Annotated in this window: 11 protein-coding genes; all 11 read right to left on the reverse strand. The window is 65.3% G+C overall.

The window, feature by feature from the left end:
• Positions 1 to 42: 42 nt before the first annotated feature.
• Positions 43 to 1,875: a type VII secretion AAA-ATPase EccA gene (eccA, locus tag BST27_RS07280; RefSeq protein WP_069418421.1), complete on the reverse strand. Its 1,833-nt coding sequence runs from the start codon at positions 1,873 to 1,875 to the stop codon at positions 43 to 45.
• Entirely contained in the window at positions 1,872 to 3,083 is a 1,212-nt protein-coding gene (gene eccE, locus BST27_RS07285) for a type VII secretion protein EccE (RefSeq protein ID WP_069418422.1), read from the reverse strand. Before eccE ends, eccA begins: the two co-directional genes overlap by 4 nt.
• Entirely contained in the window at positions 3,080 to 4,927 is a 1,848-nt protein-coding gene (gene mycP / locus BST27_RS07290; RefSeq protein ID WP_069418423.1) for a type VII secretion-associated serine protease mycosin, read from the reverse strand. Before mycP ends, eccE begins: the two co-directional genes overlap by 4 nt.
• On the reverse strand, positions 4,905 to 6,416 hold the full coding sequence (gene eccD, locus BST27_RS07295) for a type VII secretion integral membrane protein EccD (protein ID WP_069418424.1): 1,512 nt from the start codon (positions 6,414 to 6,416) through the stop codon (positions 4,905 to 4,907). The genes mycP and eccD overlap by 23 nt, the downstream gene beginning before the upstream one ends.
• Positions 6,417 to 6,706: 290 nt before the next feature.
• Positions 6,707 to 7,609 (reverse strand): ESX secretion-associated protein EspG, encoded by a 903-nt coding sequence (locus BST27_RS07305; RefSeq protein WP_069418426.1) that lies wholly within the window; start codon positions 7,607 to 7,609, stop codon positions 6,707 to 6,709.
• A 97-nt stretch (positions 7,610 to 7,706) separates the two neighbouring features.
• Positions 7,707 to 7,991: a WXG100 family type VII secretion target gene (locus BST27_RS07310; RefSeq protein ID WP_069418427.1), complete on the reverse strand. Its 285-nt coding sequence runs from the start codon at positions 7,989 to 7,991 to the stop codon at positions 7,707 to 7,709.
• A gap of 49 nt (positions 7,992 to 8,040) precedes the next feature.
• A complete protein-coding gene (locus tag BST27_RS07315; protein WP_139805050.1) occupies positions 8,041 to 8,337 on the reverse strand; it encodes a WXG100 family type VII secretion target in 297 nt (98 codons plus the stop codon).
• Positions 8,338 to 8,471: 134 nt separating this feature from the next.
• The gene (locus BST27_RS07320; protein ID WP_012394388.1) at positions 8,472 to 8,771 is read right to left on the reverse strand and encodes a type VII secretion system ESX-5 target PE19; all 300 of its coding nucleotides are present in this window, start codon (positions 8,769 to 8,771) and stop codon (positions 8,472 to 8,474) included.
• A gap of 316 nt (positions 8,772 to 9,087) precedes the next feature.
• The gene (locus BST27_RS07325) at positions 9,088 to 10,323 is read right to left on the reverse strand and encodes a PPE family protein (protein WP_069418429.1); all 1,236 of its coding nucleotides are present in this window, start codon (positions 10,321 to 10,323) and stop codon (positions 9,088 to 9,090) included.
• 8 nt (positions 10,324 to 10,331) lie between these two features.
• Positions 10,332 to 10,631 carry a PE family protein gene (locus BST27_RS07330; RefSeq protein WP_069418430.1) on the reverse strand — a complete coding sequence of 100 codons (300 nt, stop codon included), beginning with the start codon at positions 10,629 to 10,631 and terminating at the stop codon, positions 10,332 to 10,334.
• Positions 10,632 to 10,696: 65 nt separating this feature from the next.
• Complete coding sequence (locus BST27_RS07335) at positions 10,697 to 11,785, reverse strand: PPE family protein (RefSeq protein WP_139805052.1); 1,089 nt, start codon at positions 11,783 to 11,785, stop codon at positions 10,697 to 10,699.
• Positions 11,786 to 12,098: the final 313 nt, after the last annotated feature.

Below are 12,098 nucleotides of genomic sequence, written 5' to 3' on the forward strand. Positions count from 1 at the left end.
GCCAAGTCGACGGGTCACCCGTTGAGATTAGCTGGATGGCGCTTACGTTGCCTTCACGTCCGCAACGGCGGCGCGCAGACCCTCGGCGAGATCTTCGCTGGTCAACTCCTTGAACCGACGAAGTTGGGCCTCGGTGAACTCGACGGTGTCACTCGCCAGCACTTCGTCGAGGATGTCGTCGTCGAGGCGGAAGCTGCGGTGGTCGCGGGCCTTCTCCACCACGTTGCGCACGAACCCGGCATTACCGAGCACGTCGATACCGCGGATCAGGTCCCCGTCCTCGGAGTAGGTCTCGTCGTTGTAGAACTTCGTGTAGGACGGCAACAATATTTGCGCGGTTTCCTCGGTGAGGATGTCCTCGTTTTCCTGACTCATCAACAACGTCAGCGCGATCAGCTCATCGGGGGTGTAACTGAAAAACTCGATCACGGTCGAGAAGCGCCGTCGCAGACCCTGATTCACTTCGAGCATTTTTTCCATCGCTTTGGCGTAGCCCGCGCCGAACACGACGAGCTCGTCACGATGGTTCTCCATGTACAGCAGCAGCGTATTGATGATCGCGTTGCCGTACGGGTCACCTTGGGAGTAACCCTTCTCGTGCAGGGTGTGCATCTCGTCGAAGAAGACCGCACCGCCGAGTGCGCCCTCGAGCATCTCCTCGGTGTTCTTCTCCGCATCGGCCATGTACCGGCCCAGCAGCTTGGTGCGGCTGGTCTCGACCACCTGCGGCTTACGCAGGACGGTGAGTCCGCACAGCTGCTTGGTGAAGGCCCGTGCGACCGACGTCTTTCCTGTCCCAGGCGGTCCCAGCAGCAGGGTGTGGCGCGACGTCACCGGAACCGGCAGGCCCATCTTGGCTCGGGCCAAGTTCACCTTGGTCGTCGCTTTGATGAGCTTGATTTCTTTCTTGGCGCGCTCCATGCCGAGCATCGCGTTGAGCTCGGCATCGCCCTCGGCCAGGTACTTGGCCGCCATCTCGGCGTGGCGGGCCGCTTCGGTCTGCGCGCGGGTAGGCGCACTGTCCGGATCCCACGGGTCTGTCCGCGCCTCAATGGTCTCCGGGTCGGTGACCACCAGCCGGAAGTTCGGGTTGTCGAGGGCTTCTCGCGCCGGGGTGAACTTCGCATCGCGCGAATAGACGCGGCGCAGCAATTCGACCGCTTCCTCTTCGCGCCCGACGTGCCGCAGGCACATGCCCTGCGTGTACAGGGCGATATTCGCTGCACCGGGTACCCGGTCCCCCTCGATCGCCTCCTGCCCGCGCCGGTAGGCCTCCTCGAAGACCCCGAGGGAGGCCAGTGCCGTGGTCGCCATGGCCGCTCCGGCGGCCTTGAGCTCGGGGTGACGCCAGGTGGTCGCCTCAGGGAATTGGTTCAGCACATCTGGCCAGCGCTTGGTGCGGAAGTACAGGACCCCACGGACATACCGGACCAGCTCCGCGTCGAAAGGATGCCGCGGGTCGGTCTTGTCCAGCAATTCGGCCGCTTCCGCGTAGCGCTTGGCTTCGGCCAAGACCGCTGCATAGGCGCAAGCGAGCGAATCAACACTGGTAACGGCCAGGCGAAGAAACAACCCGTCGGAAACCTCGGGACGGAACTGCAGATCGGTTACGCCGAGCCGGCGGGTTTCCCAACCGAACGTGCGGACCGCGGCCCATGCACCGGCAAGCACCTCGATGCTCTGATCGCCCGCCAGTATCCGAGCCAACCAGGCATCGCACATCCCCGGATCGCGCGTTGTCGCCGTCGCGAACATTTGCGCGGCAACCTGCGGGTTATGGCTGGGTTGCAGCCCATTGACCGAAATGCCGGAAGCCAGCAGACCGGCGACCATCGCGTTGCGGGCGTCTTCGGCAGCAGACTGCGCGCGCGTCATTGGGTTGTTGCTGAACTCGTTGCGTGCTCCGGCTCGCTGCCCACGGGCAACACGAGCTCATCGTGGTCGCGAAGGTCACGGCTGGGCAGGACCAGCTGCGGCCGCGTCGAAGGAGCGGGCAGGCTGGCGCGGACCGCGGCCAGCTGGCGACCCGTGAGCCGGTTCAGCCCAGACGTAATTTCTCTGGGCAAACGGGCATCGCTGTGATAACGAACCCATGCAGACACCTGTGGCCGTCCTGAACGCGTCGTCAATCTCACGGTAAGCACCGTAGCGCCAACCTCTGGATGCTCGGCAAGCCACACCTGATTCAGCAGCTCAGGACCGATGTCGGCCGGCGACACCCAGAAACTCGTGGCGAAGCCGTTGAAGTGCTTGAGGTGGCGCCAGCCCGGACGGCTCCAGGTCGGTTCCAAGTCCGCCAATACGGCGCTGTCGACTTCGCCCAACTCGTCGGCGGTCAACGCCCGCGCCGCGCAACTTTGCCCGTCGAGGTCTTGGACCAACCGCTCGGTCGCTGCCACCAGCGTCGCCGCCAACGAATCGCGGCAGACCACCGCCTCCACGTTGCGCTGCGGGTTCATTCGCAACACCAACCAGGTGCGGCGCCGGTTGGCGACGCCTTGGCCGCCCACCCGGTCCCACTCCTCCGGTCCCCACTCACCGAGCGAGGCTGAGGCTTTGGCCGCATCGACGCCGCCGTGCAGCTGGACGGACACGATGTCGATGCCGTCGAGGTGGATGTCGAATTGGCGAAGGCCATCCGCCACGGCGGTCAGCGGCACTCCGGCCGTCGCCGGGGTCCAATGACGATGTCTGCCCGTCGGGTCGCCCTCGCCACCGTCCACCTCGATGACCGAAACCAGCTGGCCGCGGTATTCGCGCACCCCGATGCTGTCGCGTCCGAACTTGCGCTTGTGGTCGACCGCCGGTGTGCACCCTGCGCCCAGGGCAGTGCCCGGGTCAGCGGACCAATCCCACAGCCAGGAGGCGAGGCCAGAGGTCACCGTGATGCCGTGGTAGGTGACGACCGACAGCAACGTCACCAGCACGGCGATGCCGACACCTACCCACCACGCGATGCGGTTCTCGCCTTGCCACGACTCCGGGAGGTGGCTGGCGATGACCAGAATGAGCACATCGACCAAGAACACGGCCGTGAGCCGCGCCCACGACAACGCCAGTCCAAATCTGCGCTGAGCCTTCATCGTTGCTTCCGCGATCGTCGCATCAATGTTGCTGTACCGAACACTGCGCCACCTATCAGTAGTGCCCCTGTCAGACCCCCGGCAGCTACCCACACCGGCACCATGTCGCGCGGAGCGGGATCCTGCGGCAACGCCAGCGGTGCCGATAGCTGCCTCGGAGGTTGCGCCGGGCCATCGGGAACATCCCAGGTCAATGCTGCCACCGGGTCGATTACACCGTAGCCGAGCTGGTTGTCCACGCCACGCGCGGGCGGCCTGGCCGTGTGGATCAACCGATTTCGGATCTGGTATGCCGACAGCTCCGGGAATTTCGCTCGCACCAGCGCAGCGACCCCGGAAACGATTGCAGCCGAAAAGCTGGTACCGGCGGGAACCAGCAACGTGTTGTCCGGACCGTCGATCGCGTTGATCAGGCCGTCGTCACGCGGCGAAAGCCCAACCACGTCGGTGCCCGGCGCGGAAATCGAGACCCACGGGCCGGCGATGCTCATGTTGCTGAGCGCCTGCCCCTTGGCATCCACGGCACCCACGCTGAGCACATATTCATGGAACCAGTCCGGTGTCACCACCGTCGTCACCGACGCCCAGGCCCGAGGATCGTTGGGCTGCAGCGGATCGTAGATCGTATTTTGCTTACAGTCCTTTTTGCTGCTGTCCCCTGCGGCCGCAACGATGAGCACGTTCTTTTCGACCGCCGCGTAGCGAACCGCGGCACCCAACGCACGTTGGTCGATGGGGTTGCGCGCGCTCATGCAGGTCACGTCGGAGATGTTGATGATCGACGCTCCCATGTTGGCAGCATGCACGATCGCGCGGGCCATTGTCTGGACGTTGTCGATCTTGGCCTGCGTTTGCGGGTCTTCGTCGCCCGTGTAGGGGTCCTTGAGCCCGAACGCCTGGCTTGACTGACGAATCGAGATCACCTCGACGTCCGGTGCGATGCCGACGAACGCATCGGCCGGCGGCTCGGCTGGACTGGCCGCCGGCGGCGGCGGTGGCGCCGGGGAACTCGAGGTTGGCGACGTCGGGCTAGAGGTGCCCGTTGTCGACGGCGACGGAGTCGTCGTCGTCGGCGCGAGAGGACGCGGGTGGTCGACCGGGGCCACCCGACCGCCACCGCTGTAACGCGGAATGGTCACCGTGCCGCCGCCTCGGTTGCCTGAGGGAGCCTGTCCGCCCGGCGCAGGCGGGAAATTGGGTGGCCCGGGCGGTGGTCCGGGCGGAGCCCCTCCCTCGCCGGGTGGCTCCGCAGGCACGGGGATCACCGTGACAGTGGGCGCCGGAACCGGAGACAACGTCACCGTTTGCGGTGGTGGTGGCTTCTCGGTGGTGGGGATGGTGACGGGTCTGCGCGGCGCCACCGGTGGCGCGGTCGCGCCGTTGGCCGGAGCCGCGGCGATCATCGACGCCACCAGGGTGCCGTGGACATCGCAGTCAGAGAATCCGTCACCGCCGGCCATCACGTAGTCGCCGCCGGGAATGAGGTGCGGCAACCGCGGGTGCGGCGTCACACCGGTGTCGATGACAGCCACTTTCACCCCGGCGCCGCGACCGAATTGCCACGCCTCGTTGAGGTTCAGCATGTCCATGTACTTGGGCTGGACTTTGAAGTCGGTTCCCGGCAGCACCCCCACCTCGGTGCAGTAGGAGTTCTGCTTCATTGGCGCCAACGGTCCAGGAGGACTGTCCGGCGGCAGCGCGGATGGGTCGACCTGAGGGGGCGTAATGGCGTAAGCCGGCGGCATGCCGGCCAACGCACCTGATGCAAGCAGCATTGCGGCAATGGCCGCGGTGGACCCGCGACCACGCCGCAACCTGCTGTTACCTGTACCGGATCGCTGCATAAACGTTCATCAACCAGAATGCCAGCGGGAAGATCGGCATCAGGCAGAGGTATTCCAACCATTCCACGAGCTTGCGGAACAGCGGGCTGTAGATCGTGTTGGGTACCACCGCGGCCGCTGTCATTCCCGCTGCGGGCAGCAGCACCAGGATCGCTGCGGTGATCGACACCGACAGGGGCGAGTGCAGCCCAGCCGCGTACCGGATGCACACCGAGGCAACGATGATCACGGCGGTGGCGGCAAGGGTGATCGACTGCCAACGGTCGACGTAGGAACGGCCACGTAGCAGCAGGAATCCTGCGGAGAAGGTGGTCAAGATCAGCGGCAGCCAGCGCTCGCTGGTGTGCGGATTGCTCAGCGCGGTCAGGCACACGATCATCATCACGCCGAGCCCGACCAGCAAACCACTGAGGAACGAGCGGGCACGCTCAGCCTGGATAAGCACGTCCCGCACCGACGCCGGGCCCTCCAAGGTCGGCGTACCGCCGCCGGAAACCACCACGGTCGTGGGCAGATCCGGGCGAGCCTCGAACACCCAACGGCTGGTCGCAGACGGGAAGACCGGCAGTCGGATGCCGGCCAGGCGCCGGGTCAGCGAGGGTGCCGCGTGGTAGAGGAACACGCACGCCAGGACCAGGCTGGCCAGCAGCGTCACGGCACTGGTCGCCGCGACCATCCGGAGCACCGCGGCAATCGTCGTCAGTGAGCTGATCGTCACGATGGCCGTGTAGATCGCCAGACGGCGACCGGTGAAGCGCAGTGCCAGTGCCGCAGCCACCGTGAGGACGCCGAAGCCCAACACGGCTTGCGGAGACCCGACCGGGCCGGGTGGGGCCGCGGCCGCCGCAACGGTGACCGGGATGATCCCGCCTATCAGCATGATGTCGGCAACCCGACGGTCCGCGTCGGTCTTGGCGCGCATCAGCAGCAAGCCGGCCACGCCCAACACCAGGACCCCGACAATGGCGGCGAAGATGGTCGTCAGCCACGTGTTGTGGTGCCAGCGCCACCACGCCAAGATGCCCGTGGACAGGGCCACACCACCGGCGACCATCCACGCGCCAACCTGGACCGCAACGATCGGGTCGATCGACGTGAACCGCTTGCTGAGATTGGAGGCGACGGCGGTCGAGATGTGCTCAATGACCTGCGAGCGCTTCTCGGTGTCGTTGAGGAACCGAATCCACAGGCGGTCGCCGTCGTAGATGTCCTGCTCGGTCAGCGACTGGGTGGCGCGCAACGGCGTTCCGTCAACCAGGCACAGCGCCCAGCGGCCGCGGCCGGTGGCCTCCAGCGGGGTCTCGCCGAGCTCGCGGAGTCGACTGTTGACCACCTTCAGCAGGGGCTCGGTCATCACCGAGACGGGGGCGTTGGCGTCCAGCAACACGCCGATCTGCACGCCCTCGCCGGCCATGATGCCGACGACGACCGCGCGCGGTGTCGAGATGCCCTCAATGTCAGCCTGTGGAGCATCGGCTACTGCAGTCATCGTCCTGCACCCCCCTTTGTGAGTTGGTGTGTGGTCTGGTGGCTAAAGCCGTGGGCGGGCGCTGTCGGTGAACTCACCGAGATGCCCGAGGTGCCCGAGGTGCGCGAGCCCGCTGATAGCGGCGGCCCGACTGACTCCGAATTCATTTGCCTCGCCTCGCGACTAATTGATTCTGATGGACATTGCTTTGCGCTTTTGCGGTCGGTTCTAGAGCAGTATGCCGTGTATGCATCAAGCTCGCACTTTATGTTGAAAAATGTTGTTGCGCTGCTTTTTTGGTAACGGCGTTGTTAAACTCTGCTATGCGTTTTCCACTCGCCATACGGCAGAGTGTCCAAAACGGTCTTCACCCCTACCTGCACCAGTTGTGGAGTAGCCGGGCAGATGGCAAGCCAGGCCTCGCCGGAACCGGCCGTGCGGGCTTGCTGGTAGAGCGCGATGCGCCCGCCGGATCCGTCCTTCAGCGACAGCACGGAAGCGCTGGGCCCCTTGGCGTCGTCGCGGTATTGCCGTGCGTAAACGGCCACTTCGGCGGCAGGATCGGAGAGCGCCTGACCGAGCGCGGCCACCGTGGCCGCGCTGATACCCATCCGTCGTAGGTCACCGCCGGAGAACACGTTGAAGCCAGACTCCTGCCACGACTTCGTCGCCTCCAGCATCTCCTCCAACGGGACGTTGACGGCGTTGATCGCCGCCGGGTCGGCGTGGTGAATCGATTCCAATCCGTCCATGACCAACGCTGCGATGGAGGAACTGTCGGTCACCGAAACGTCGTCTACTGTGATATCGCTCCCAACCCGGACAGCCGATACCCAGTGCTGTCCTCTACGGGCCAGAACCACCCGAAACTCGTTGTCGGGAATGTCGCGGGATCCGGGCGGCGCGTTCTCGTCCTGAACCATCCCATAAAGCAATTTGCCGCGCGACAGCAACGCGACCACTTCAAGGTCGGGAGCCGCAAGCACCCTCAGCCGGGCGGCCACTTGTTCGTTGACTTGGTCGCCGACGACAATCCCCTGCTCGCGCATGACTTTCATGCCCGGATGCTCGTTGAGCCAGTCGTTGTTGTCGGTCGACACGTACGGCCGGCAACGCAATTCGGGGGCGACGTGCCGGATATCCAGGAGAGCCTGGAGCATCCAGAATCCATCAACGTTAACGGTGATATCGGTGCGCGTACTCTGTTGATCCATCCCTGCCTCAGACGTTCCTCAGTAGATCAATGGCATTTGACTGCAGGAGACGGCAGCACACCGGTCTGTGGTGTGCTGCCGCGCCTGAAGTTCGGTTTTAGGCCCAGCTGGAGCCGACGGCGCTGTCGGTCTGCGCCATGTTGTTGCCGGCGGCCTGAACCTTCTGACCGTGCTGGTTGGCCTGCTCGTAGATCACCTGGAAGTTGCGACCCAACTGGGTGATGAACTCCTGGCAAGCCACCGAACCGGCGCCGCCCCAGAAGTCGCCGGCAGCCAACACATCGCGAACGATAGCTTGGTGCTCTGCTTCCAGTGAAGCGGCCTGCGCGCGGATGAGAGCGCCGTGCGCATCGACATCCGCGAACTGGTAGTTAATGGTCATACACGTGTTCTCCTAACGTGGAAAGCGTACGCAGCCGTGGCTTTGGGCGCTAGCTGCTCAGCAACTGCTGAGAAGCCTGCTCTTGCTGCTCGTAGTTGTTCGCATCCCGGATGAGTCCGTCACGCACGCCGTGCAACATGTTCACAATGTTGCGGAACGCCGTGTTCATCTGGCCCATCGTGTCCAACGAGGTCGCCGAGGCCAGACCGCTCCAGCCGGCGCCGGAGATGTTCTGCGCGGAAGCCCACATGCGACGGGCCTCGTCCTCGACGGTTTGAGCGTGCGCCTCAAAACGGCCCGCCATGTCCCGCATCGCGTGCGGGTCCGTCATAAAACGCGCTGTCACTTTGGATGTCTCCTTATTTGCCTGTCATCTTGCTATTCGGGCTTGGCGATGTCGCGGCCGGATTTGGCCTTGACGTGCGCACTGCCTTCCAGCCAGTGGCCGGAAGGCAGTGGAGGGCCTGACCGTTCGTCAGATCAGCCCGCAGCTGCTGCGTTCGCGGCCTCGGTGGCGGCGTAAGAGCCCGAGCTCGTCGCCAAGGTGTTGACGAACATCTCGTGAATGGCCGCGGCCTGGGCGCTCACCGCCTGGTACATCTGCGCGTGCGCGGCGAACTGGGCCGCGGTCAACGCCGACACCTCATCGGCCGCCGCTGGCACCACGCCAGTGGTAGGCGCCGCGGCCGCAGCGTTCTGCGCGCTCATGGTCGTGCCGATACCTTGCAGGTTTGCGGCGGCCGCGGCCAACGCCTCCGGCTGCGTAGTCACAAACGACATGCTGTTTCCTCCTGAAGATGCTCCCAGCACCGGTGAGTTGCTCCCCAGCACCGGTCTCTGCACGAGAGTAGATGACTGTATGGCCACAAGTCGGGCTCGGCGTCACCGTTTTGGCATTTGTTCACCGGTCGGCAATACGAATCCAACTGTTGTAACGACAGAGTAACAGCGCCTGACCTGGTTCGTCGGGTCTTGACAGACTCCGGTCTTGCCGGGCCTTGGGGCGCTCGGAGCGGCGCTGAGGTGCCAGTTCTCGGCCCGTGCGAGGGTGGGCAAGCAGTACGGGCACACCTGGAATCACGCCCACGAGCTGTCGTCAGCCCGCGAACGGGGGACGCGCCATGACGGTGGGCCGGAACCCGTAGCGGGGACTCGCGCCAGAGGCACCACCCCCCACACCCGCGAGCGGCAAACCCCCGAGCAGGTTGCCGGCGGCCCCGTCCGGTGCCGCGCTGATCGTGGTCACTGGGAGCGGCGCCGCATGGCTGCTGAGCGCCGGACCCAGTCCGGCGATCGCGGGAGGTACCGACAACTTGCCGAGCGAGGCCGCCTGGCCCACGCTCGCCGCCACCCCCGCACCGCCGGAGCCCAGCGCTCCGCTGACGGCGTCCGCGGCGTGCGGGGCGGCCGCCGCGGCGGATGCGGCCGCGGGCGCAAGACCCTTGCTGAGCGACAGCAACGTGTTGGCCATGCCGGTCGAGAAGTACGGCAGACCCTCGATGTTGTAGGCGGGCCCGGCGAAGTTCCGGAACGCGGTGATGAACCACGCCGGGTTCAGGGTGCTGTTTCCACCTATCCCGGCCAGTGCCGACCCGATCATCGAGTTCGGGTTGAAAGTCACTCCGGAAAGCGTCAACGGTGTGGTGGGGTTCAACCCCAGCAGACCGGCGTTGGAGGGGCCCACCAAGTTCGTCAACTGGGCCTGCAGGTTGCTAAGCAGGTCCAACATCGATTGCTGGGCCGATCCGGCCGCAGTCCCGGAGGCATCGGTCACCGATGAGGCCTGCGCGGCCGAAGCCGCCGGGTTGACCACCTCCGGCGGCGCCTTGAACGGGGTTACCGCCCCCGTCGCGGTCGACGACGACGCCGCATACTGATACATGGTCGCAGCGTCCACGGCCCACATTTCGCCGTATTGCGCCTCAAGGGTCGCGATCGCGTTGGTGTTCTGGCCGAAGGCGTTGGTGGCCAACAGCTGAGCCAGCTCCGCGCGGTTGAGCTCGACGAGTTGTGGCGGCACCATCGCCGCCAACGCATTCTCATAGGCCGCCGCGGCGGCCGTGGCCTGGCCGGCGAATTGTTCGGCTTGGGCCGCCGTGTTGGCCATCCACGTCACGTACGGTGTGACGGCGTCGGCCATCGATGCCGACGCCGGGCCCAACCACTCTTCACCGGTCAGCTGCGTGGTCACCGTGTCGTACCCGAGCGCTGCCGAATTGAGTTCTGCGGCAAGCCCATTCCATGCGGCAGCGGCGGCTACCAGCGGCGCCGAACCGGGGCCCGCGTAGATGAGCGCCGAGTTGATTTCCGGTGGCAATGCCCCGAAATCCATGATGTCCCTTACCGGCTCGCGACCGCGTTGGCCGCCTCAGTGGCCGCATACGATCCGGCGCTGGTGGCCAGGGTGTTGACGAACATTTCGTGGATGGCCGCCGCCTGGGCGCTCACCGCTTGGTACATCTGCGCGTGCGCGGCGAACTGGGCCGCCGTCAATGCGGACACCTCGTCCGCGGCCGCCGGGACCACCCCGGTCGTCGGCGCCGCAGCGGCCGCATTCTGGGCGCTCAGGGCCGAGCCGATACCCTGCAGGCTGCTCGCCGCCGCCGACAGTGCCTCCGGCTGAGTAGTGACAAACGACATTTCGTTCCTCCTTGTATTTCCTTGGTAATCAATATTTTTCGAGCACCACAGTGCTTCTCCACCCGTTATCCGGCGGACGGTGAACGGGTCAGGACGTTGTAGCGGAACCCGTACTTGGTGACGTAGCCCGCGCTACGTCGGCCCGCAGCACCCAGCGGTATACCCCGCACCAGGGACGTGCCGGCACTGGTTGCCGCGGTATTCATTCCGGGGATCGCGTCGAGGTCGGCGGGAGCGGAACTCACCTGCGACACCGTGATTGCGGACCAGGCCCGTGGCACCGACAGCTTCCCGATGGTGTTGGCCTGTCCCCACCCGGCCGACACGGGCGTGCCCCACGCTCCGATCGCCCCGGGTGGTGTCAGGGCACCACCAAGCGCGGGGTTCGGTGCCGGGGCGCCGGGCAGCAGACCGCCGCCCCACGCCACCAGGGAATTGACGGCTCCCAGGGAGAAGTATGGGTAGTTGGTCACCGAGTTCCAGATGTTCGAAGAATTGCCGAAGATGGTGGCGATGAGCCCGTTCGGCCCCACGAACCACGGCGGAAGTGTCAACGGGTTCAGCGAGAACCCCAACTGCGTCAGGGCCGCCTCGCCGACCGCGGCAGCCTGCTCGGCCACCGCGTCCGGGCGGGTGGTTTCCGGCGGCGCGGTGAACGGATTCAGCTGCAGAGCCGTCGCCGAAGCCGCCGCATAGCCGAACATTGCCGCGGCGTCCTGAGCCCACATCTCGGCGTACTCCGTCTCGGTAGCGGCGATCGCAGGCGTGTTCTGCCCGAAGAAGTTGGTCGCGATCAAGACCAGCAACAACGTGCGGTTGGCCTCGATCACCGGTGGCGGCACGGTCATCGTGAAAGCGGTCTCATAGGCGATGGCGGCTGCACGCGCCTGCGCACCGGCCTGCTCGGCCTGCTCGGCGGTAGCGCTCATCCAGGCCACATAGGGTCCGGCTGCGGTCAGCATCGCCTCCGATGCCGGTCCCACCCACGGTGAGCTCGTCAGCTCGGTGACCACCGCCGCATAGCCGGCTGCCGCCGTACTCAGTTCGGCGCCAACGCCGTCCCAGCTCGTAGCCGCGGCCAACATCGGCCCTGATCCCGGGCCGGCATACATCCGGCCCGAGTTGATCTCCGGCGGTAACGCCCCGAAGTCCAACACCGCGCCTCCTCAGCAGGCCCCGGTCCGGACAGGAACGAGGCAACCTTGGCATTGCGTCAATGGGAACCAGGATGTGCGCGGCGGGCGCAAATTATAGAGAAACAAGCAATGATTTTGCAGAGGTTGGTTTGTCTGCATAGGAAACACATTAGATTGCTACCGTGGCTGAAGTCGCCTCAGACGCCAACTATTCATTACTTGCCAACCAGTGTTCAGCTTCCGTTCATATGCGATCCGCAACTCAGGCCATTTACCTGCATAGATAGCCAAGGTCCGGGTGCGTTTGGTCCCCGTTCTGGGCGACACGCGC

This window comes from Mycobacterium intermedium, from assembly GCF_002086275.1.
Classification (GTDB): Bacteria; Actinomycetota; Actinomycetes; order Mycobacteriales; family Mycobacteriaceae; genus Mycobacterium; species Mycobacterium intermedium.